This is a genomic window from Longimicrobium sp. (genome assembly GCA_036389135.1).
Classification (GTDB): domain Bacteria; phylum Gemmatimonadota; class Gemmatimonadetes; order Longimicrobiales; family Longimicrobiaceae; genus Longimicrobium.
In genome coordinates this window covers 1-21,239 of the sequence record DASVQP010000033.1, presented here as the reverse complement: position 1 = coordinate 21,239, position 21,239 = coordinate 1, and the positions used below count along the sequence as shown (strand labels likewise).

Here is a 21,239-nt window from a genome sequence, read left to right as displayed (position 1 = left end):
GTCCCGGTGCCTCTTCTGTTGCCGCGCGTGCGGCGTGGATCAGTGCGCTACTTGCACTGCCCCTTGCCCCTGTTCTTGGGGGTGCAGGGGGTGGGGCCGGTCTCCACCGGCGCAACCACGGGCGCGAGCACCAGGCTCTGGAGCATGTGGTTGTTGGTGCTCAGCGAGAGCTGCACTACGCCCTTGCTGGTGGCGTCGAAGAGCGCCTGCTTCACCGTGGCGGGCGCCGCGTGCGGAGCCTGCTCCAGGTAGAGCGCCGCCACGCCTGCCGCGTGCGGCGAAGCCATGGAGGTGCCGCTGCTGCTCTTGGAGCCGTCCAGGGTGGCGTGCGAGGCCGAGATGATCCCGGAGCCCGGGGCGAACAGCGTCACGCAGTCGCCGTAGTTGGACCACACGGTCCGCTGGTCGGTGCGCGACGTGGCGCCCACGGTGATCCCCTCCGCCAGGCCGCCGGGGGCGTTGTTGCAGGCGTCGATCCCCACTCCGCCGTTCGGAACGCCGTTGCCGGCCGCCATCACCACAGTGACGCCGGAGGCGATCAGGTTGCGCGTGGCCGCGTCCACCGACGGGCTCCGCTGCGGCACGAGCGAGCCGATCGACATGTTCACCACGGCGGGGAGCGTGCCGTTCTGCGCGACCCAGTCCATCCCGGCCATGATCCCGGAGAAGGCGCCGCTTCCGGCGCAGTCGAGCACCCGCACCGCCACCAGGTTCACCCGCTTCGCCACGCCCCACGTCTTGCCGCCCACGGTGCCCGCCACGTGCGTGCCGTGCCCGTTGCAGTCCGCGCCGTTCTGGCCGTCCGCGAACGCGTCGAAACCCGGCCGCGCACGCCCCTCGAACTCCACGTGGTCGTAGCGGATCCCGGTGTCGATGATGTACGCCGTCACGCCGGTGCCGGTATGGCTGTAGGTGTAGCTGCTGTCCAGCGGGAGCGCCGCCTGGTCGAGGCGGTCCAGCCCCCAGGTGGCGGGGTTCTGCACGCCGGTGGTGGTGATGATGCCGTCCTGCTCGATCCGCACGACCCGGCCGTCCAGCCGGAGCGCCTGGAGCACCGCGTCGGAGATGTCGCCGGAGAAGCCGGTGATCACCGAGTCGTACACGTACAGCGGCTTGATGCCGTACGCCAGCGCGACCGCCGCGGGCTCGGCATCGTCGCGAAGGGTCACGATGTAGCGGCCGGGGATACGCCCATCCGTGCTCGTGCTGATGACCGACGCAGCCGCGCCGGCGTGCGGGCCTACGGGCTCCGAGTCGCAGGCGGCGAGTCCCGCCAGGGCAAGCAGTGCAAACGTCCGACGCATTGGGCACTCCGGAAAGTAGTTAGGATGACGTGGTGGATCTGCCCGCGTAAACAGGCATTCCCCGCGCCATCCTGTTCCGGAGAGCTTAAGTCGTTGTGGTTGTAGCGTTTATGGAGAATTGCAGGCTCGGCTGCCCACCGCTATGATTCACTGTTTTTGTGCAAGTCTCAAAAACTTGCGGTGCAGCATCCCTATTTTGAGGCGGGGGCAGGGCGGGGCTGGAAGGGGACCTGCGGCAGGCGATCGGAAAAGCCGTCAGCGGTTCGTGCCGGTGGAGAAGGAGGGGACCAGGGCCGGCGCCGGGGCACGCGCCGCGAGCTGGGGCCGGGCGTGCCACTCGTGGGCCAGGTCGCGCATCAGCAGGGCGCAGTCGAAGGCGATGGAGCCCTCGGGGAAGCGGGCGCGGTCGTCGAAGAAGCTGCTCTCCACCAGGTCCACGTCCAGCGGCTCCACGCTCCAGTTCTGCGTGCGCAGCTCCATCCCCTCGAAGCCGCCCAGGTCACGCCGGGGGGAGTAGCCGAGGGCGCCGTGCTGGAAGAAATCGGACGCTTCCCAGCGCGAGGTGAAGATGGAGCCCGGCGGCAGCGCGTGGCTCACCTGGCCGCGGACGGCGATCCGCGTGGCGCCGTCGCGGCTGCGGACGGCGACGCTCAGGCCACCATCCCACTCGCGCACGTCGAAGCGCGCGCGGCGGTGCACGCCGGGAAAGAGTCGCCCTCCCGCCAGCACGTTCAGCCCGCTCGACGTGTCGCGCCGCGGGACGTACACGCCCTCGCACACGCCGTCCTCGCCATCCCACTCCACGGCGATGCGGTGGGCGGCGTTCTCGGAGCCGACCCCCACCAGCGCGGGAAGGCCGCGCGGGCGCACCTCGCGCAGCCGGATCAGGCAGATCCCCGCCACGGCGTGGCCGCGCACCAGCTTGGGGCGAAAGGGCGCGGGGAGGATCCCCTCCAGCGCATCCGGCGCGACCCGGTAGTTCACCAGGACGCGCCGGTCGATCCATCCCGCCACCACGGGTCTCATCATCGCGAGCTTCGGGTGAGGTGCGTGCGCGGACGCGCGCGGCGTCACACAGCGTAGCCCGCCGCGGGCCGGCGCGTCAACACCCGCGTCGTCACGGCCCCTGCTTGGCGAACGCGTGCTCGAAGCTGAGGTAGAGGAATACGCTCCGTTCGCCGCGGCTGGGGCCGACGCCTATTGGGAAGGCGAGGCCCGGCACGATCTGGAGCCCTGAGGGGAGGTCGATGGCCCCGCGCACGCCCGGCGAGATCAGCAGCTCGGTCGCCGCCTGCGTGTCGCCCGGGCCCACCACCTCCTGCGCGCGCGTCCACGATGCTTCGAGCATCAGGTTGAGCTTCGGCCTCGCCAGCCAGATGATGCTCTGCGCGAGCGTGTAGTCAAGCGCCGCCGCGCGGTTGCCGGACTCGTCGTGCGCGCGCGGCGTGTAGGTGGCGCCCGCGTTGGAGTGCGCCACGAGCGCTGCGGGGAGCTCGGCGCTGAACGGAAGGTTCACCTGCAGCCCCACGCCTCCCGTTCCGCGCCCCTGCCGGCTGGACCCCGTCGGCAGCAGCAGCGTCAGGCGCGGCGCGAACGCCGTCGATGCCTCCAGCGGTCCGGCCTGGTAGCGATAGTTCAGGGCGACATCCCCGAGCCCTACGTCCTCACCCACGCCGGAGAGCGGAATGGTGTAGCTGAGCTGGTGGCGCTGGCTGCGAAACGGCCATTCCTGCGTGAAGCCGTGCTCCCACCCGCCGCCCTCCGCGCGCGCAAAGGTGTTGATGTGCTGCACCACGCCGCGCTCCTGGTTGTACGCCTCCTCCACCAGGAAGCTGTTGTCCTGGATGGGTGCGGGCGGCGCGGGAGTCTGGGCCGCCGCGGTCGTGCCGGTGGCCAGGAGGAGCAGCACGAAGCGGGACGGGAGGATCATTGGGAGCGTGGAGTGAGGCACGGGAGTCTCAGCTCCAATCGGGCTTGTAGGCCGTGCTTCCGGCGTACGCCCCGCGCGCGGCCGTCTCGCCCACCGGCATCGAGTTTTCGCGGCTGCGGAGCGCTTCCTCGGCGGCGGCTTCGACCTCGGCGGAGACGTCGGCTTCGATGGATTCCAGCCGGGAGCGGTCGATGCCCTCATCCAGCAGCCACGTCTCGAACATCCCGATGGGGTCGCGGCGGCCCCACGTCTGGAAGAGCTCAGGCTCGAAGAGGGCGCGTGCTTCGCGCTCGTCGTGCGTGGCGTGGCCGCCCATGCGAAAGGTCTCGGCCACCAGGAGGGTGACCCCCTCGCCGGCGCGCGCGCGGTCGGCGGCCAGGCGGGTGGCGGCGAAGGCGTCCAGCACGTGGTTGCCGTCGAAGATGGCGCCGGGCACGCCGTACATCGCGGGCCAGTCGTGAAAGGAGCCGGCGGCGTGCACTTTGAGCCGCGTGCCCAGGGCGATCTGATTGTTCTGGATGATGAAGAGGGCGGGGAGGCGGCGCACGGCGGCCAGGTTGATCCCCTCGTGGAACGCCGCCGTCTTGGTGGAGCCGTCGCCAATCCAGGTGAGCCCCACGCGGTCCTCGCCGCGGATCTGGAAGGAGAGCGCCACCCCCGCGATCACCGGCACCACGTCGCCCACGTGCGAGATGGGGGCGAGGACGCCGTACTCCAGGTCGCCCACGTGCAGGTCGCGGCCGCCGGCGGGGGCGTCGCCCGCGCCCAGGTAGGTGCGGAAGATGTCGGCCACGGGCATCCCGAACTCGTGGCAGGCGCCGCAGTTGCGGATCATCGGCGCCACCACGTCGCGCCCCGGCCCTGACCTGCGCAGCGCGTGCACCGGGCCGATGGTGGCCGCCTCCTCGCCCACCCCGAGCCACGCCTTGGAGATCACCCCGCTCTTGACCCAGCGCTTGAGCGCGATCTCGTGCAGGCGGTTGCGCAGCAGGCCGGCGTACATGGCGAGGAGGTCTTCTTCCGCCAGCGCGCGCACGACGGCGCCGCGCTCCGGGTCCGCATCGATGCGCGCGCGGAAGTCGCGCATCGTGTCGGGGTCCGGCTGCCAGTTCTGGTACTCGGGAGGGTCGAACGCGGCGAAGCGCTTCATGGTACGTGGCGGTGGCGTGGCATCAAGGAGAAGCGCCGGGAGCATACGGCCGGGTCCGGTGCCGCGCAACAGCGCAGTTTACCGAGGAAGGCCGGCTTCCACCGGGAGCGTCGGCCCGGCGGGCATGGCGGCCTCGGCGTCGCTCTCGTCGTGGATGGAGCGGCTGATGTGCGTGGCCATCACGTCCAGCTCCGAGCGCGACGGCACCTCGGCGTCGGGATCGGGAAGCTGGAGGGGGAAGGGGGCCCCGTGCGGCACCGGAATCAGGTGCAGGTGGAAGTGGAAGACGTCCTGCCCGCCGTCCGCCCCGTTGGGGGAGAAGAGGTTGACCGCGCGGCACCCCGTGGCGCGCCGCAGCCCGGGAAGGATGCGCTTGGCCACCGCGAACGTGCGCGTCGCCAGCTCCTCCGGCACGTAGAAGAGGTTCTTGTAGTGCGCCTTGGGCACCACCAGCACGTGGCCGCGGTGCAGCGGCTGCACGTCCAGGAAGGCGATCACCTCTTCGTCCTCGTGGATGATGCTCACCGTCTCGTCGCCGCCGATGATGCGGCAGAAGACGCAGGTGGGGTTCTGGTTGGGATCGGCCACGCCGCCCTCCGTTCGCTCGCGGGGAATGGAGAAGGTGCGCGGTCCGGCGGTGTGGGCCGGCCGCGCTTTCGCCCGCGCGGGTTTGCAAGAGGCAGGCCCGCCCCGCCGCGGCGCGAGGGTTGCCAGCGACCCCGCGCACGGGCGAGATTGGCGCCGCGGTTCGCCGGACCACACTTTCACGCGCACGATGCCCAAGACGCAAGCCATCCGCGGGGCCACCGAGAGCACGCCCAGCGTGACCCCCCTCTTTCCGCTGCTCCTGCTGGAGACGCTCCGCGACATGGACCGTCCGGAGGAGGTGCTGGAAGGGGAGGACCTTACGGCCAGCATGCCGCGCCGCCTGGGGCTGAGCGACGTGGTCTACGTGCAGATCCACCGCTTCCGCGAGGAGGTGCGCCGCAAGCGCCTGCAGACCGCCGCCACGGTGGAGGACCTGATCCGCCTGGTGATCAAGCGCCACGACGCGGACGAGATCTTCCAGGAGGCGGGCCGCCGGGTGGCGCGCCGCTTCTGGCAGGAGCGCTCCAGGGCCGCCCGCCGCCTGGTGCGCCTCCTTCCCCCGGCCCTGGCCCTGCGCAGCGCCCGCAACGCCGCCCAGCGCCTCTTCCGGCAGATGCAGGGCACGGCGTGGCTGGAGGTGCGCGGCAAGCCCCCCACGGTGCGCATGGTGAGCCCCATGACCTTTCGCGCCGACCCCGGCGGAGCCGCCTGCGCCTTCTACGCCGGCGCCCTCTCCGAGCTCCTGCGCGAGTACACGGGCAGGGACCACGACGTGGCGCACCTGCACTGCCAGGCCCGGGGCGCGGATGCTTGCGAGTGGGGAACCGGGTGAGCGGGATGCCGGCCGGGAGGGGCGTAGGGGCGCGATTCATCGCGCCCGCCCTCGGCCTTCCGGGACGTTCGCGCTCCGCACAGATCCCGTAGGGGCAGGCCTGCGTGTCTGCCCGTGGCCTGGGCATGCGCCGCAGCCGGCTTCCGGGAGCGAATGAATTCGCCGCCGGAAACACGCGAAGTCCGCCCCCCGCGGACTCCGGGTCCAACGCCGGTTTTCTCGGGCCGGCTTCAGCCGCCTTCCCGTGGTTCCAGCCGGGGGATTCATCTCCCGGTTTCCCGAGCCAGCCCCCGCTTCACTCCTCGATCGGCCCCGACCTCATCTTCTTCACCTGCGAGCGCTGCTTCTTCGCGCGCAGGCGCGCCTCGCTGGCGCCGCGGGGCGGGCGCGTCTTCTTGCGCTTCTTGGGGACGATCAGCGCCGCGCGCAGCAGGTCGGCGAAGCGGCCGGTGACCGCTTCCTTGTTCTGGTGCTGGCTGCGGTGCTCGCTCGCGGCCAGCAGGAGCGTCCCCTCACCGCTGATGCGGTTGGCGAGCTTGGTACGGATCAGCTCGCGCTGCTCCTCCGTGATGCTGGGCGATGCGCCCACGTCCCACAGCAGCTCCACGCGCGTGGAGCTGGTGTTGACGTGCTGTCCGCCCGGGCCCCCCGAACGCGTGGCGCGGTAGGTCAGCTCCGAGCGTGGGATCCACAGCCCATCGTTGACCGCGATCAGGCCATCGTCGCTCATCGGGAGGTTACGGCGCCTCCACCTGCTGCACCCGGACGTCGAAGATCAGGGTGGAGTTGGCCGGAGCACCCGCGAACAGCGGCGGACGCGCGGGGAGCACCTGTGCGCCGTACCCAAGCCCGGGGGGAACGATCAGCCGCCGCTGCCCGCCGGCCTTCATCCCGATCAGCCCTTCCTCGAAGCCCGGGATGAAGCGCTCGCCTTCGCGTCCCAGCATGAAGGTGAGCGCCTGGCCAGTCTCCAGGCTGTCGACCACGGCGCCGCTCTGCAGCATCAGGACGTAGCGCAGGCTCACGCCCCGGCAAGTCTCCAGGGCGGGCCCGGTCCCCGCCTGCACCTCCAGGTAGCGCAGCCCGCTGGCGGTGGTCACCGTGTCGCCATTGGTGCGAGCCACGGAGGTGGTGATCTCCTCGCACTGCGGAACGAGCGGGTCGTTCTCGCAGGCGGCCGCGACGGCGCACAGGGCCGCGAAGGCAAGGAAGTAGCGAGCTCGCATGGGTCCTCAAGGGGAAACAAAGAAGTTGAAGGGGCGCCCGGGGCGCAGACCGCATCATGGACGCCAGAACCGGGCCGGAGGCCGGGGCACGCTCCTCGCAACGGGGTGCGTCCGCAAACCGCCAGCCTGCAAGGGAACGAATGAGCCGACCGCCCGTCAATACCCCGAGCCCCCCGGTGCGCGCCGCCGCGCCCCGCCACTACCACCTGATCGGCATCGCCGGCACGGCCATGGCCTCGCTGGCCGGGCTGCTGCGCGCCGCCGGCCACACGGTCACGGGCTCGGACGAGAACGTGTACCCGCCCATGTCCGACCAGCTCCGCGAGCTGGGGATCCGCTACGCCGAGGGATACGGCGCGGCCAACCTGGAGCCGCGGCCGGACTGGGTGGTGGTGGGGAACGCCATCTCGCGCGGCAACGAGGAGCTGGAGGCGGTGCTGGAGCGGCGCCTCCCCTACACCTCGGCCGCGGCCACCATCAAGGAAGAGTTCCTCCGCGTCCGCATGCCGCTGGCGGTGGGGGGAACGCACGGAAAGACGACCACCACCTCGCTGCTGGCGTGGGCGCTGGAGTCGGCGGGGCTCAACCCGTCGTTCCTCATCGGCGGCGTGGCGGAGAACTTCGGGACCTCCTTTCGCCTTACCGACTCCCCCTGGTTCGTGATCGAGGCGGACGAGTACGACACCGCGTACTTCGACAAGGGGCCCAAGATGTGGCACTACCTCCCCTACGCGGCCATCGTCAACAACGCCGAGTTCGACCACGCGGACATCTACCGCGACGAAGAGGCGTACCGCTTCGCCTTCGCCCGCTTCATCAACCTGGTGCCCCGCAACGGGACGCTGGTGGCTGGGTGGGACTCGCCGATGGTGCGCGACCTGGCCCCGAAGTCGTTCGCGCCGATCGAGTCGTTCGGCTACGTGGAGGGCGAGGCCACCTCGGGCGGTGAGCACCCGCGGTGGACGGCGCGCGACGTGGAGTTCGGGCCAGAGGGGACGCGCTTCACCGCCGTGCACGACGGCGAGGAGTGGGGCGTGGTGGAGACGCCGGTGACGGGCGCCATCAACGTGCGCAACATCCTGGCGGTGATCGCCGTGGCCGATTTCATCGGCGCCGACCGCGACGGGGTGCTCGAGGGGCTGCGCACCTTTCGCAGCGTCAAGCGGAGGATGGAGGTGCGCGGCGAGGCGCGCGGCGTAACCGTGGTCGACGACTTCGCCCACCACCCGACGGCGGTGCGCGAGACCATCGAGGCGATCCGCCAGCGCTTCCGCGGGCGGCCCATCGTGGCCGTCTTCGAGCCGCGCTCGTACACGGCGCAGCGGCGCGAATTCCAGGACTCGTACCGCGACGCCTTCGCCGCCGCGGACCGGGTGGTGCTGGCGGGGCTCTTCCACCCCGAGCGCTACACCGAGGACACCGCGCTCAACCCCAACGAGCTGGTAGCCGCCTGGCGCGCCGCAGGCAAGCCGGCCGACTTCATACCCGACCCGGACGAAATCGTCCGCCGCCTTGTTCCCGAGCTCAAGGGGAACGAGGTCGTGCTGGTGATGAGCAACGGCGGCTTTGGCGGCATCCACGTCAAGCTGCTGGACGCGCTCGCCGGCTGACGCCACACTTTTCGCGGTCAGAAGCGGGGCTCCCGAACGTTTCGGGAGCCCCGCCGCGCTTGCCGCCAACGCCAACATCAGGCCAACCTGTGGAGGGGCGCCCAAGGTATTCACCCCCAACGATTTACGTTGCGGCCGGCTCTTGACGAACCGCCCCCCCTCCATTAAACTGAACCTTGTTCAGTAGCAGATGGAGCGCTGAGCATCCTACCCGCTTCCGCCTTCCCGAGCCCCTTCACGGGGCTTCCATCTCCTCCCGGGAAGGAAGAAGTCGCCGGCGTTCGCCGGCAGAACCCCCCTTTCGAGAGATACCATGAAGCGTGCTGCGCCCCTTTTCCTTGCCGGTCTGTTCGGTCTGGGTGCCTGTTCCGATCTGAACCCCGTGGACGCGGCGAGCGATGCGCTCTCGCCGGGCGGGGTCAAGCTCAGCGAGACCGCCGCCGACGCGCACGACATCGTGCCGGGGCAGATCATCGTGCGCTTCCGTCCGGGCGCCGCGCGCTCGGAGATCGCGCAGCAGCACCGCGCCAACAAGAAGGCGGACATGCTGCTGGAGCGCACCGAGATCCTGGAGGTGCCGGTGGGGCAGGAGAGGGAGATCGCCGCGCAGCTCTCAAAGAACCCGAACGTCGAGTTCGCCGAGCCGGACCTGATCATGCGCGTGGGGCCGTGCGAGACTTCGACTTCGTGCGACCTGCCGGACGGCGACATCGCCCTGTGGAAGTGGGACCTGCACAACCCCGGCACCATGAACATGGCGCTGCAGGGCTGGGGCACCGTGACCACGGGCAAGGTGGACGCGGACATGGACTGGGCCGAGACGTACGACCACCTGGGCGCCAACTTCGCGGGCTCGGCGGTGATCGCGATCCTGGACACCGGCATCCGCACCACGCACCCGGCGTTCGCGGGCAAGATCCTGGGCGGCCGCCGCTTTCTCTCGGACACGCTGACCGTCGGCACCGGCAACTACACCGACGACCAGGGGCACGGGTCGCACGTAGCCGGCATCGCGGCATCGCGCGGCGACGTGCGCATCCCGGGCGTGGCCTACGGCAACAACGTCAAGCTTCTCATCGGCAAGGTGTGCAACTCGGCGGGCAGCTGCCCGTCGTCGGCCACCGCCAACGCCATCGTGTGGGCCGCCAACAACGGCGCCAACGTGATCAACATGAGCCTGGGCAGCTTCGGCGGTAACCCGGACGGCACCGGCTCGGCCGCGCAGCAGACGGCCATGCAGTACGCCCTGAGCAAGGAAGCGCTCCCGGTGTGCGCCACGGGCAACGACGACAACAAGCCGAACGGCTACACGGGCGGCATCGGCTACCCGGCCCGCTTCCCCGAGTGCATGGCCGTGGGCGCCACCAACTGGAGCGACACCAAGGCCAGCTACAGCAACTACGGCCCGCAGATCGAGATCTCGGCGCCGGGCGGCGACAGCAACGCGCAGGGCACGGCCGCCAGCTTCATCCTGGCGCCGCTGCACTCCAGCAACAGCTACACCTGGAAGTCGGGCACCTCGATGGCCACGCCGCAGGTGGCCGGGCTGGCCGCCCTGCTGTACGCCACGGGAATGACGCGCGCGGCCGACGTCCGCGCCCGCATGATCCAGACGGCGGACGACGTGGAAGCCCCGGGTTGGGACGGGCGCACCGGCGCGGGCCGCATCAACATCTACCGCGCCGTGACCGGGCAGAATCCGAACGCCGCCCCCGTGGCGAACGCCGGGAGCGGGTACGCGGGGAACAAGGGCGTGGCGATGCAGTTCGACGGCAGCGCCTCGGCCGACCCGAACGGCAAGCCGGTGACGCTGGCCTGGAACTTCGGCGACCCGGCCTCGGGCGCGGCGAACACTTCGAGCGCGGTGAAGCCCACGCACACCTACATGCGCGCCGGCAGCTACACCGTTACGCTCACGGTGAAGGATGCGGCGAACCTGACGACCACGACCACCACCGTGGCCGTGATCGCCAACATCTCGCCGGCGGTCGCCTCCTTTGGCGGCGCCACCCTCCTGCAGGGTGAGAGCTACGCCGCCGCCGGCTCCTTTGCCGACGCGGACCCGGACCAGTGGACGGCGACGGTGAACTACGGCGACGGCACCGGGCTGCACCCGCTGGCGCTGAACGGCCAGAGCTTCTCGCTTAGCCACACCTACACCGCCGCCGGCACCCACACGGTCAACGTGACGGTGCAGGACAACGATGGCGGCACGGGCAGCGGCACGGCGACGGTGACGGTGCTGACGGCGCAGCAGGCCATCGCCGCCAACCTGCTCGATGCGGTCGCGGGCCTCGACCAGTCGGCCTCGTTCTCGGCACCGCTGCGCAACGCGCAGGCGTCGCTGGACCGCGGCAACCTGGCCGCCGCCAACGGCCAGATGCGCGCCTTCCTGAACCACGTGGAAGCGGCGGTGCGCAGCGGACAGCTCCCGGCCTCGACGGGCGCGGAGCTGACCTCGGCCGCCAACCGCATCATCGCCAGCATGAACCGCTAGTCTCGATGCAAAAGGCGGGGGCACGCGCCCCCGCCCCCGCTCGACGCCTGCCGCCCCTTCTCCAGAGTTCTGGGGGAGGGGCGGCTTGCGTGCATCACCCCGGTGGCACTGAATCCCGCAGCGCCCGATGCATCGGCAGCAGACGCCAGATGACCAAGCGCGACTTCACACGAACGTTTAGAGTAAGTACTTGCGCATACGAAACACTTGTAGTGGAGTGGCCCGGCACGAGGTCACGGTGTAAACCGGAGCCGCAGGGCCCGGCGTGAGCACGCTCTGGTAACGTTGGCCGCGGGCCCCGCGCGAGCTCTGCTCCTCGCGTAAAGGCGGGCTTGCGCCGTGCGTCCAGGTGGCTTGCGTATCCTGCGTTCGCTCCGGGACGTTGCTCTCTGCTCCTCAATGCCATGCGGCCGACGGGTGCCCGAATCGCGGCACCACCCGGCGAGCTTTGCCGTTTCCGGGATCGGCAATGACCCGTGCGAGCCCATGCCTCCGGCAGTCACCTGCTGACCGGCCGTTCCAGGCGGAATCGATGAAGAGGGGATCGTCTGCGGAGGCGATCCCCTCGGCGCAGGGGCCTCGCAAGCAGGGCACGCGTGCCGGCGGATGTGACGGTGGTACCCCCGGTTGCTTCAGAACGCCGGAGGGGACGCCACATGTTTACGGCCGACCTTCCGTGAACGTGCGTTTCTTGTTAGTTTCGTCGCCGCCAAGCAATCCCCTCACAGTTTTGTCTCATGTTGTGTGCACTTCGCTCAATCGTCGTCTACTCCTCGAATCCCGACGCACGGTCGTTGTACAGCGCCATCGAAGCCGTGGGAGCACGGGTTCTCTGGTTCGACGAGTGGGACAGCTTCGACGACGCCCGCCGCGGATCGAGCTGCGCGGTGGTCCACGTCAACTGTCCTCAAACTGACCCGGCGGTGGCGCGTCTCCGGAGAGCGGCCCAGGGGGCTCCACAGTCACCGCTGGTTCTGGTGGTCCAGGGGACCGCACTGGGGGAGGCACTCGCGCGGAGCCTCTCCGTGGACGAGGTGGTGGTGAAGCGCGAGGCGAACCGCTCACTGTTGCCCGCGATCTCACGCGCTACCGGCGCGGCGTATCTGCGGGATGTAGGGTCACGCGTGCGGGACGCGCACCATCTGCCTGTCCGCTTGCGCATCGCGGTCGCCCATGCGTGCCACAGTTCGAACCCGGTGAAGGAGGTCGCCGACCTTGCCGACCGGGTTGGGTGTGACCGCTCCACCCTGACGAGACAGTGGCAGCGGGTGACGCAGCCGGGTGACGCGATGCGGCTGGACGAGGTCCTGAGTTGGCTCGTTTTACTCCGCGCCGTGGCACGCCGCCCCCCCGGCCGGAAGTGGGCCAGTGTCGCCGCGGAGGTGGGAACGTCGGAACGGACGCTGGCGCGAGTCGCCCGACAGCACGTCGGACTTAGCCTCGGTGCGCTCACGTCGCTTGATTTCGCCGCGCTTACTAGTGCGTTCGAGCTGCGGGTGGTGTCGCGGATGGTGGGTTCCAGCGGTGCATCATAATGTCTGAATTTGCGGCGTGTGGGGGATGTAAGGAAGAGGTTCTTGCGGCGATCCTTCGGTAGTCGCTCGCTGGAATCCTTCACTCACTCCGGGGCACGCATGTGCGGCCGAGGAGCGGAGCGAACCGCGCGGAAGCAGCGGCGACCAACCCCACCACTCTCTTTCACGCCGAGGAACAATGGTCCGTAGCCGTACGCTCGCTGCCCTGCTGTGCACGACCGCCGCAGTGGCCGCCTGTGCCGACGAGAACCCCACCCTCTCGCCCGGCATGCCCACGCAGAACGCCGCCGCCTCGAAGGCTCCGAGTGCGGAGCAACAGGCGACGATGAACGAGTTCGTCCGCGCCCTGGCCCGCGCCCTGTCTGACGAAGGGTTGCGCCAGCGCATGAAGAACGACATGCGCAAGTCGCAGGTCCCGGAGCACAAGCTGGAGGTCCGCGCCTACCTGCGCGGCGAGAGCGGGGGAATCCTGCTCGCCAAGATGGCCAAGGAGACGGGCCGCAGCCGCGAGGACCTGCTCCAGATGCTGGCGCGTCTTCCGAAGCTCGAGATGTACTTCTCGATCGACGCGCACCGCGAAAACTGGCGCGGCGGGGCGGACCTGCAGGTTGCCGGATACCTCCCCCACTCCGGGGAGTTCATGACCGCGTACTCGCTGGCCGGCGAGCAGCGGCTGATCCCGGTGAGCAGCATCCCGGAGACGCCCACCCTGGTGGTCGTCCGCCAGGAGACCAACTTCTCCCACACGCTGGACCTCACCCGGTACAAGAACGTGCGCGACCAGGGCGGGCAGACGATCGGCACCTATTCGCTTGATTCGAGCTGCGACGATCCCTACGCGATCGACACTTGCACTGGCGAGGGCGGTGGCGGTGGCGGTGGCGGTGGTGGTGGCGGCGGCTCCACCACGATTCGCTACCGGTCCAACGAGGGCTATGGGAAGATGGAGCGGATGTTCGAGTACAAGCAGGGGCGTCACCTCGAGTCGAACTGGCTCAACCAGGGTGACCCGGAGCTGTACGTGATCGTGACTTCGCACGCGCCGAGCCCGACCAACTCGACCATTCCGTACTTCACGAGCAACATCCGGTTCGGAGCAGGCAACAACGACAACACGAACTGGTACAGCGACAACAGCGATCTCATCCGCTGGAACCAGGAGTACGGCGACTACATCAACCTGAAGTTCTATGAGGCCGACTCCTCCGACATGGTGCCGATCACCGTCACCTTCCAGGGGAAGACGTACGGCGTCAAGATCGCGGACGAGAACGACGACCTGGGTAGCTGGACCTACTCGTTCGGCGACCAGTCGCTCACGCAGGGCTACGAAGGGCACGGTGTTGGGAAGTTCGGCCTGAACACCGGCTCGGGCAACATCACGGTGATCACGGACTACGTGACGCCGTAACGCAGGCCCCACACGCGGCGAGCGTGCCCCTCCCGGAACGGAGGGGCACGCTCGCTTTGTGGAAATCGCCACCAAGGAAGGAGGGGGAGCCGTGCTTAGTCATTCGTGGGGCGCATACCGGCGGGCAGCGGCGAGCGCCGGGCTCGTGGCGGTTCTCGCGGCGTGCGGGGGTGACCTCCCGCACCTGCCCGAAGAGCCCACGCCGGACGCGCTGAGCGTGAACCTGTTGCTGCAGCGCGGCGGCGTGCCCCCGCAGGCGGCCGGGGACGCTCTGCCGGAGGGGCGCACCTACGGTTTCGTGGGCCTTGTCTCCAGCCCCGGCGAGGTCTACCTGCAGCCGCTCTGGGACGCCCGGGTCGCCGTCAACGGGACACCCCTCACGGTCCGTAGGACCGCGGAGAACGAGTTCTACACGGGCGTCGACCGTCCCCTGGAGAGCGGGTACAACTACTACAGCGACTCGCTCCGGCTGCAGCCCGCCACCGACTACACGCTCGTCGTGGACGCCGGCGGCCGGCGGCTCACGGGGCGCACGAGGATGCCCGGTGATTTCTCGCTCCGGGCGGTGAACGGCGTCGCGGGTGGCAGGCGGGTACCGCGTGGCGAGCCTCTGGTCCTCCACTGGGGACGGGCCGACGGCGCGGCGCTGTACGCGGTGACCGTGGAAGGCGGGAACGCGAGCCTGGAGATCGCGACGCGTCTGCCCGCCTTCACGTCCGACACCACGGTCGTTCTCCCCTTCGCCAACTCCGCGAGCGCCACCATTCCCATCACCGTGCAGATCCGGGCGATGGACTCGAACCTGTATCGCGCGTCGGTACTGGGTGATTCGCGGGCGGGGATCGAGGGAGGGTTCGGGTTCTTTGGAAGCGCCAACGTCAAGCGGTACCGCATCGATCTGGAGATCAACCGATGAGTCGCCCTCTACTCCGCCTTCACCCGGCGGCGGCCGCCGCGGCGTGCTCGCTGGTCATCGCGTCCTCTCTCGCCGCGCAGGGTGAGGCCGAGGGCCTGGCGGGCCGGGTCGTCGACGCCGCCACCGGCCGTCCGGTGGCCGGTGCCACGGTCCGCCGGACGGACGGGCGCGCCTCCGCGGAGACCGGCCAGGACGGCAGGTTCAGGCTCCGCGGCGCGCTTCCCGTGTCGCTGAGCATCGCGCGCGTCGGGTACGCCGCCGGCGATACGACGATCGCCCCCGGGAGCGGCGCGCGCGGGGACGTCACGCTCTTCCTCACGCCGCGTGGGCTGCCCCTGGCCGGGATCACGGTCACCGGTACGCGCGACGCGACCGCCGTGTCGCCGCGCTACGAGCTGTCCCCGGTCGGCATCGCCAGGGTTCCCCCGCTCGCGGAGCCGGACCTCTTCCGGGCCGTCGCGACCCTCCCCGGGGTCGACCAGCCGAACGGATGGCGGAGCGCGTTCCACGTCCGGGGCGGCGCGAGCGACGAAACGCTCATCCTTCTGGACGGGATCCCGCTCACCGAGCCGTTCCACATGCTCGGGCTGTTCGGCGGCGTCCAGCTAGGGGCGGTGGGAGGCGCCACCCTGCACCTGGGAGCCCCTCCGGTCCACCACGACGACCGCCTGAGCGGGATCGTCGAGATCCGCACCCTCGTGCCGGACAGCACCTTCTACCGTGCGCACCTGAGCCTGCTCAGCGGCGGTGCGGTCACCGGGCGCCGGTGGCGGAGCGGATCGCTGCTCGCCGCCGGACGCTACGCCACCACGGGGGTGGTGGGCTCCATTGCGGACCTGGGGAGCTACGGCTTCGCGGATGTGAACCTGCGGCTCCGGCAGGAGCTCGCGACCGGGTGGACCCTGGACGCAACGGGGTTCGGCAACGGCGATTGGATCACCGCTCTGGCAGATGAAGCGTCGGCGGACGGGTCGCAAGTGATCTTCAGGCCCGACTACCGGTGGGGGAGCCGCGCGGGGCGCGTTGGAATCGTACGCCAGTCGGAATCGGGGTGGAGGGCGCGCGCCGACGTGACGTACTCCGGCTACGCCGTCCGCTTCCGCGACATTCCGCGCGGCGGCGGAGCCGCGCCCACCGAGATCGTCGACGCGCACACGGACTACGTGAAGGCCGCTTTCTCGGCCGAGCTGCCGCTTGGTGGGGCACACCGCGTGAGCGCCGGTGCCGACGTGAGCCACGACCGGTTCGACCACCGGCTCAACGGCTCCGTCGAGGAGTTCGGTCCCAACACGCCCCCCACCTACAGCTACGCCGCCGCCCAGGGGCGGCTGGCGCTGCACCTGGCGGACGCATGGGCCGTGCGCCAGAACCTGGAGCTGTCGGCGGGACTCCGCGCGCTGATGGTGCAGGGGATGTCCGATGCGGGGCCGCACCTGGCGCCCCGGTTCGCGGTACGCTGGAACCCGGTGGACCGTGTCGAGCTCTCCGGGAGCGCAGGCCGTCTCTTTCAGACCACCACCCAGGCCGAAGAGGCGCGGGAAGGGACACTCGGCAGCCCCCGCTTCGCACTCACCGAAACTCCGAACACGGCGGACGCCGCCGAACTGGGCGCGGAGTACCGCATCGGGGCCCGCACGGCCGTGCGCGCGACCGGATTCGCGAAGCGCTACGGGCGGATCGCGCAGCTGGACTCCGCGTCGGTTCTCCTCTACCCGAGCACACCGTACCCGGCGTTCCGCTTCGGAACCGGGGCGAGCCGGGGGGCGGAGTTCCTGTTGACGCACGCGGGTGATCGTTTCGACACGCAGTTGTCGTACACGCTCACCCATACACGGAACAACTTCGGCGGCCCGGATCTACCCCCCGTTTGGGACGCACCGCACGCTTTCAAAGGGATCGCGTCGCGCGGGCTGGGACGCGGGTGGCGGGCCAACGTGGCGGCGACGGTGCGCAGCGGTCTCCCGTATACTCCCGTGCTCGGAACGGTCGTGCTGCCGGACGGGCCGGACGCGGGGCGGCAGATGCGCAGGAACTACGTGTTCGGCGCTACCAACAGCCGGCGGCTTCCAGCCTCGCAGCGGATCGACGTTGGAGCGGAGAAGAACGGCCGCATCGGGAGCGGGACGTACACGCTGCGCCTTCAGGTGCTGAACGCTCTGAACCGGGGCACGATGCTGCGCCTCGACCCGCGCACGTACTACGACTACGGAGTGCAGGGCTACGTTCTCGACGACGCGTTCGACCGCTCCATCCCTCTCCTCCCCTCGATCGGGTTGGAGGTGCACTTCTGATCAGGCGCAGAGACGCAGGATAGAGAAAGGATGGCCTCACACAGAGCCACAGAGGCAACGGAGAGAACAGCATAAGGGTTTTCTGTGGCCTTTCCGTTCCCTCCGTGTCTCTGTGTGATGCTGTTCACCCGCCGCGGGTGGCGGGGCGCTCCCAGTCTCGCAGGTGGTTCAGCAGGTAGTCGATCCCGAACACGTGGCGGCGGTGGTCTCCGTCGCCGCGGAAGACGACGGCGCTCCAGCCGCGCATTCCCGTGGGCGTGTAGTGCCGGCCGTTCATGGTCAGCTTCTGGCCGGAGATCGCCTTGATCAGCACCTGCTCGTAGCGGCTCCGCGACAGCTCGCGCTCCGGGAACAGGTTGTCCCAGGTGCACAGGCGGCCCACGTCGCCGTACTCCTCCGGCCTGTCGTCCAGGTCCAGGAGCGAGGGCGCGCGGCCCCGCATCACCGACCCGATCAGCCGGAAGGTGAACGGGTCCGAGATGCGCCGGATCGGGTGCCAGAAGTGCTTCACCGTGAGCCCCGCGATGGCGCGCAGGCTCAGCTTCCGATCGTCGCGCGTGATCCAGACCGGCGCGTCCACGTCTGCCTGGAAGGGGTTGATCGGGAAGGTGTCGTAGCGCGCCAGCCACCCCTTCCGCGAGGTGTGCGGCATCGGACGGTAGCCGCTGATCACGGGAAGGTTCATCCGCTCCAGCATGTCCAGCTCGAACGACGGCCAGGTCATCACCTCGCGCACGATGCCGGCGATCAGCGTCCCCGTGGCGATCATCAGGGACGCGCTGGGGGTGAAGTCGGCCGTGATCTCGATGCGGTCTCCGCGCGGGCGCACCCCCACCCCGGTGGAGCGGCGGTTGGCGGCCAGCATCATCACCGGCGCGGGAAGGATGTACGAAAGGAGGAGCGCCAGCTTGTGCACGGTGCGGCTGCGCCCCTGCTCCGAGCGCGGCAGCTCGAACGAGACGTTGTAGTGCGTGCTGAACCCCACCAGCTTCACCTCCCGCCGCTCGCGCTGCTCCCACGCGTCCAGCTCGCCGCGCAGGTATAGGATGCTCTCCCACAGCGACCGCCCGGCACGCGCCGCGCACCCGCGCTCGATCTCGATGACCGGGGTCGCCACCTCGATGACCCCCGTGTCGAAGTACACCGCGCCCCCGGTCGGGAGGTGGTACGAGGTGCCCACGCGGTGCATCAGGTTGCCGCGCACGAAAGCCCGCGGGTCGCCGAACACGTCTTCCGGACGCACCTGCTCGCCATCCACCAGCACCGAGAACTCCGCCTCCATCCCGATCGCGGCAAGCTCCAGCCGGTCCGTCCCGGCCGCGCCCTTGGCCGACGTCCCGGCGCCTTTCTTGTCGTCTGTCGTCATCGCGCCCCAACCTCGGCAATTTCCGCGTCATGGCCGGGCACCGGCCCGGCATCCTCCTCCCCCGGCGCGTCCGAGGGGACCACCACCGTGTAGCCCAGGTCCAGGTGCAGCTGGTCGTCCGTCTCGCCAACGCCGTGCCCCCAGGGCAGGGCGCGTATCCCCGGCAGTACCTTTTCCGCGATCTTCCCGTAACGGGTGATCGTCCTGTCGTCGTCCAGCCAGTCGTCGCCGATGCGGTAGATGTTGGCCGCCGTCCCCCACAGGTGCGGCGACGCGTGCCCGGAAAAGCGGTGCGCCGGCGAGCGGTACCCGCCGTTGGCCGCCACGTGCACGTACGTCCCCACCTCCTGGCGAAACAGCTCCAGGTACGCGGCCAGCAGCGACACGGCGCACGGAATGTAACGGGGCCACGAAGCGCGCAGCAGCTCCGTCTCCCGCACGTCCACGTTGATGAACTCCCAGAGCTGGAAGTGCGGGGCGAGCTGCGTGTCCAGCGCCACGTCCCACGACGGGATCTCGTAGAAGAAGCGCGGCAGCCGCCGCACGCGCCGCGACCGGTCCCTCATCAGCTCGCCGGGGCGCAGCACGGCGCGGTACTCGGCGCCCAGCGTCGTCCCGTCCACCATCTTCAGCACCGTCGCGTCAGGCATTCTTCTTCCCCGCGGCGGTCAGGTGGTTGTACACGGCGCGCGAGATGCGGGCGATGGTGTCGTGCCGCCCGCTGGAGCCCGGCTCCCACTCGGTGAGCACGGTGATCGCGTACGGCTTGCGGCCGGGGAGGTAGACGATGGCCGCGTCGTGCGCCACCGTGGAGATCTCCCCCGTCTTGTTGGCCACCTTGGCACCGTCCGGCACTCCCGCCGGGATCCCGCTGCGGAACTCCTGCTCGTGCATGATCTCCAGCATCCGCGCGGAGGCCTCCACCGAGAAGGCGGTCCCTTCCTCGATGTGGCGCAGCGTCTTGACCATCCCGCGCGCGGTCACGCGGTTGCTGATCCCGGCGTCGAAGGCGTCGTTGTCCTCCACGCCGCGTTCCAGCTGCACCCCGTCGATCTCCAGCTCCTTAACGGATGCGCGCAGGTCGTCCAGCCCCACCAGGTCCACCAGCAGGTTGGTGGCGAGGTTGCTGCTGGTTACGATCATGTGGAAGCACAGCTCGTCCACCTTGAGCGTGCGCCCGAGGTGCTGGGGGACCACGGCGTTGGCGTCGCGCGCCGCCTCCACGCGGAAGGGCTGGCGGCTGGCCACGCTCAGGAAGCGGTTCCGCACGTGCACCCGGCTTTCGCGCGCGAGCCGGCCGCGGTGGATGGCGCCGAACACCCCCACCAGGATCGGCACCTTGATGGTGCTGGCCGCGTGGAACCACTCGTCGCCCTGGTAGTCCCACCAGCCGCGGGTGTGGTAGTCGAACATGCAGCACGCCACCCGCTCGGCGCCCGCGTCCCTGCCAATCTGCTCGACCCGCGCCTTCAGGTCGTCCGGGTCTGACGTCTCTGCCATGGGTGTGGTTGGGGTGTTCCTCGTGCGCCGGAGATCCGGTGCCGCATGAGGACGGCGCCCGGCGCGCAACCCGCGCGGCAACGCAGGACTCGCGCCAGAGCCGGGGCAGGATGCGAGCGGGCTGTACGAGCACCGCGAGAGGCCCGCACGGAAACATTGACTTGAAACGCACGGAACCGTACCCTTCCGCAGCCGACAAGAGCACCCCGGTCGTGAGGCCGGTCCGCAAAGCCAGGGGTCTCCCGCGTGGAGACGGCCCAGCCGCCGAAGCCCGCCAGACGCCGCCCTTCTCGCGCCCCGTCGCTTCGGACCCGTGTGCCTTCCCGGCACCCGCCCCGGAGCACGGGGCTTCGTCGTTCCCCGAACGTTGTCTTCCCACCGCCAGCCAGCACCTTGATGCCGCGCCACCTTTCATTCCGAAGTCTCGCGCTCGGACCCGTCCTTTTGATATCCGCGTGTGTGGACCAGCCGACCGCGCCCACGAGATCCGCTCCGCTGCCCGCCGGCCGGCCCATGGCTGCCGCCTCCGCGTCGTTCTCGGCCACCCACACGATCTCCGTGCCGGGGAGCACCCTGCTGGAATTCGGCACGGTTCGCCTGGCGCCCACCGGCATCGTGATCCCGCGCGACATGTGGGTGCGCGTGCGGGTGACCGGCAGCATACGCATAGACGCCGATCCCGAATGGGTGCGACGCTTCTGCAACCCGGGACCGCCGTCCGAGTGCCCGCCGCCCTACGATGGCGCCTCGGCGGGCCCGCTCGGGGTGGACCAGGGGCTGGAGGTACAGGTGGCGATGAACAACGCCTACTTCCTGTGGCGGCCCCGCGCGTCCGGTGGCGACGGTGCGGAGGACATCATGTGGGTCAGCGCCGGAACCGGCGTGCTCGCGGGCCGCGCCGGGCTGTGGGAGTTCGGCGACTGCTGGGGGTGCACGCACCAACCCGGGCGCGCCGGGCGCTACCGCCTCACCGGCACCCAGACTCTCACGGTGGAGGAGATCAACCCGCTCTCCGTCCGCGCAGACCGCACCGAGACCGACCCCGCCGAACCGGTGGGCTTCACCGCCCGCGCGGACGAGGAG

General features: G+C 70.0%; 19 protein-coding genes and 1 riboswitch. Of the genes, 8 read left to right on the top strand and 11 right to left on the bottom strand.

The window, feature by feature from the left end; all coding sequences use genetic code 11:
- Positions 1-47: 47 nt before the first annotated feature.
- The 5 genes from VF584_08075 to VF584_08055 all read right to left on the bottom strand — a co-directional run bounded on the left by VF584_08075 (position 48) and on the right by VF584_08055 (position 4,972).
- Positions 48-1,304, bottom strand: a complete 1,257-nt coding sequence (locus tag VF584_08075) for a S8 family peptidase (GenBank protein ID HEX8210130.1) — start codon at positions 1,302-1,304, stop codon at positions 48-50.
- A gap of 255 nt (positions 1,305-1,559) precedes the next feature.
- On the bottom strand, positions 1,560-2,333 hold the full coding sequence (locus tag VF584_08070) for a DUF2071 domain-containing protein (protein ID HEX8210129.1): 774 nt from the start codon (positions 2,331-2,333) through the stop codon (positions 1,560-1,562).
- 88 nt (positions 2,334-2,421) lie between these two features.
- The gene (locus tag VF584_08065) at positions 2,422-3,234 is read right to left on the bottom strand and encodes a hypothetical protein (GenBank protein HEX8210128.1); all 813 of its coding nucleotides are present in this window, start codon (positions 3,232-3,234) and stop codon (positions 2,422-2,424) included.
- 28 nt (positions 3,235-3,262) lie between these two features.
- A complete protein-coding gene (locus VF584_08060; protein ID HEX8210127.1) occupies positions 3,263-4,384 on the bottom strand; it encodes a thiamine pyrophosphate-dependent enzyme in 1,122 nt (373 codons plus the stop codon).
- Positions 4,385-4,462: 78 nt separating this feature from the next.
- Positions 4,463-4,972, bottom strand: coding sequence for an HIT domain-containing protein (locus tag VF584_08055; protein ID HEX8210126.1), 510 nt, complete (start codon positions 4,970-4,972; stop codon positions 4,463-4,465).
- Positions 4,973-5,159: 187 nt separating this feature from the next.
- Between VF584_08055 and VF584_08050 the strand changes: the two genes are divergently transcribed.
- Positions 5,160-5,804, top strand: a complete 645-nt coding sequence (locus tag VF584_08050) for a V4R domain-containing protein (GenBank protein HEX8210125.1) — start codon at positions 5,160-5,162, stop codon at positions 5,802-5,804.
- A gap of 295 nt (positions 5,805-6,099) precedes the next feature.
- On the opposite strand, the gene arfB is transcribed toward VF584_08050, so the two are convergent.
- Both arfB and VF584_08040 read right to left on the bottom strand, forming a co-directional pair.
- The gene (gene arfB, locus VF584_08045) at positions 6,100-6,534 is read right to left on the bottom strand and encodes an alternative ribosome rescue aminoacyl-tRNA hydrolase ArfB (protein ID HEX8210124.1); all 435 of its coding nucleotides are present in this window, start codon (positions 6,532-6,534) and stop codon (positions 6,100-6,102) included.
- 7 nt (positions 6,535-6,541) lie between these two features.
- Positions 6,542-7,030 carry an FKBP-type peptidyl-prolyl cis-trans isomerase gene (locus VF584_08040; protein ID HEX8210123.1) on the bottom strand — a complete coding sequence of 163 codons (489 nt, stop codon included), beginning with the start codon at positions 7,028-7,030 and terminating at the stop codon, positions 6,542-6,544.
- A 140-nt stretch (positions 7,031-7,170) separates the two neighbouring features.
- Here VF584_08040 and mpl point away from each other — a divergent pair, with 140 nt between their 5' ends.
- Both mpl and VF584_08030 read left to right on the top strand, forming a co-directional pair.
- On the top strand, positions 7,171-8,640 hold the full coding sequence (gene mpl, locus VF584_08035; protein ID HEX8210122.1) for a UDP-N-acetylmuramate:L-alanyl-gamma-D-glutamyl-meso-diaminopimelate ligase: 1,470 nt from the start codon (positions 7,171-7,173) through the stop codon (positions 8,638-8,640).
- A 313-nt stretch (positions 8,641-8,953) separates the two neighbouring features.
- Positions 8,954-11,137 (top strand): S8 family serine peptidase, encoded by a 2,184-nt coding sequence (locus VF584_08030; protein HEX8210121.1) that lies wholly within the window; start codon positions 8,954-8,956, stop codon positions 11,135-11,137.
- A gap of 766 nt (positions 11,138-11,903) precedes the next feature.
- Here the strand turns inward: VF584_08030 and VF584_08025 are convergent.
- On the bottom strand, positions 11,904-12,038 hold the full coding sequence (locus VF584_08025) for a hypothetical protein (GenBank protein ID HEX8210120.1): 135 nt from the start codon (positions 12,036-12,038) through the stop codon (positions 11,904-11,906).
- A 124-nt stretch (positions 12,039-12,162) separates the two neighbouring features.
- Here VF584_08025 and VF584_08020 point away from each other — a divergent pair, with 124 nt between their 5' ends.
- The 4 genes from VF584_08020 (at position 12,163) to VF584_08005 (ending at position 17,290) form a co-directional block, all read left to right on the top strand.
- Entirely contained in the window at positions 12,163-12,672 is a 510-nt protein-coding gene (locus tag VF584_08020; protein ID HEX8210119.1) for a hypothetical protein, read from the top strand.
- Positions 12,673-12,850: 178 nt separating this feature from the next.
- Entirely contained in the window at positions 12,851-14,083 is a 1,233-nt protein-coding gene (locus VF584_08015; protein HEX8210118.1) for a hypothetical protein, read from the top strand.
- A gap of 91 nt (positions 14,084-14,174) precedes the next feature.
- The gene (locus tag VF584_08010; GenBank protein HEX8210117.1) at positions 14,175-14,999 is read left to right on the top strand and encodes a hypothetical protein; all 825 of its coding nucleotides are present in this window, start codon (positions 14,175-14,177) and stop codon (positions 14,997-14,999) included.
- Positions 14,996-17,290 (top strand): TonB-dependent receptor, encoded by a 2,295-nt coding sequence (locus tag VF584_08005; protein HEX8210116.1) that lies wholly within the window; start codon positions 14,996-14,998, stop codon positions 17,288-17,290. Before VF584_08010 ends, VF584_08005 begins: the two co-directional genes overlap by 4 nt.
- A gap of 124 nt (positions 17,291-17,414) precedes the next feature.
- Here the strand turns inward: VF584_08005 and VF584_08000 are convergent, their stop codons facing one another.
- Genes VF584_08000 through VF584_07990 form a run of 3 tightly spaced genes read right to left on the bottom strand, consistent with a single transcriptional unit; the run spans position 17,415 to position 20,156 of the window.
- Positions 17,415-18,656: a hypothetical protein gene (locus tag VF584_08000; GenBank protein HEX8210115.1), complete on the bottom strand. Its 1,242-nt coding sequence runs from the start codon at positions 18,654-18,656 to the stop codon at positions 17,415-17,417.
- A complete protein-coding gene (locus VF584_07995) occupies positions 18,653-19,306 on the bottom strand; it encodes a hypothetical protein (GenBank protein HEX8210114.1) in 654 nt (217 codons plus the stop codon). The genes VF584_08000 and VF584_07995 overlap by 4 nt, the downstream gene beginning before the upstream one ends.
- On the bottom strand, positions 19,299-20,156 hold the full coding sequence (locus VF584_07990) for a serine hydrolase (GenBank protein ID HEX8210113.1): 858 nt from the start codon (positions 20,154-20,156) through the stop codon (positions 19,299-19,301). The genes VF584_07995 and VF584_07990 overlap by 8 nt, the downstream gene beginning before the upstream one ends.
- A 190-nt stretch (positions 20,157-20,346) precedes the next feature.
- A riboswitch (cyclic di-GMP riboswitch) is annotated at positions 20,347-20,425 on the top strand.
- A gap of 244 nt (positions 20,426-20,669) precedes the next feature.
- Between VF584_07990 and VF584_07985 the strand changes: the two genes are divergently transcribed.
- Positions 20,670-21,239: hypothetical protein (locus VF584_07985; GenBank protein ID HEX8210112.1), on the top strand; the 570-nt coding region annotated here is incomplete at its 3' end.

Excerpts from the sequence above, each read along its gene's own strand:
- VF584_08040 (HEX8210123.1), bottom strand. The coding sequence starts at position 7,030 with ATGCGAGCTCGCTACTTCCTTGCCTTCGCGGCCCTGTGCGCCGTCGCG.
- VF584_08060 (HEX8210127.1), bottom strand. The coding sequence starts at position 4,384 with ATGAAGCGCTTCGCCGCGTTCGACCCTCCCGAGTACCAGAACTGGCAG.
- VF584_07995 (HEX8210114.1), bottom strand. The coding sequence starts at position 19,306 with ATGCCTGACGCGACGGTGCTGAAGATGGTGGACGGGACGACGCTGGGC.
- VF584_08030 (HEX8210121.1), top strand. The coding sequence starts at position 8,954 with ATGAAGCGTGCTGCGCCCCTTTTCCTTGCCGGTCTGTTCGGTCTGGGT.
- VF584_08050 (HEX8210125.1), top strand. The coding sequence starts at position 5,160 with ATGCCCAAGACGCAAGCCATCCGCGGGGCCACCGAGAGCACGCCCAGC.
- VF584_08065 (HEX8210128.1), bottom strand. The coding sequence starts at position 3,234 with ATGATCCTCCCGTCCCGCTTCGTGCTGCTCCTCCTGGCCACCGGCACG.
- VF584_08070 (HEX8210129.1), bottom strand. The coding sequence starts at position 2,333 with ATGATGAGACCCGTGGTGGCGGGATGGATCGACCGGCGCGTCCTGGTG.
- VF584_08005 (HEX8210116.1), top strand. The coding sequence starts at position 14,996 with ATGAGTCGCCCTCTACTCCGCCTTCACCCGGCGGCGGCCGCCGCGGCG.
- VF584_08000 (HEX8210115.1), bottom strand. The coding sequence starts at position 18,656 with ATGACGACAGACGACAAGAAAGGCGCCGGGACGTCGGCCAAGGGCGCG.
- VF584_07990 (HEX8210113.1), bottom strand. The coding sequence starts at position 20,156 with ATGGCAGAGACGTCAGACCCGGACGACCTGAAGGCGCGGGTCGAGCAG.
- arfB (HEX8210124.1), bottom strand. The coding sequence starts at position 6,534 with ATGAGCGACGATGGCCTGATCGCGGTCAACGATGGGCTGTGGATCCCA.
- VF584_08075 (HEX8210130.1), bottom strand. The coding sequence starts at position 1,304 with ATGCGTCGGACGTTTGCACTGCTTGCCCTGGCGGGACTCGCCGCCTGC.
- mpl (HEX8210122.1), top strand. The coding sequence starts at position 7,171 with ATGAGCCGACCGCCCGTCAATACCCCGAGCCCCCCGGTGCGCGCCGCC.
- VF584_08015 (HEX8210118.1), top strand. The coding sequence starts at position 12,851 with ATGGTCCGTAGCCGTACGCTCGCTGCCCTGCTGTGCACGACCGCCGCA.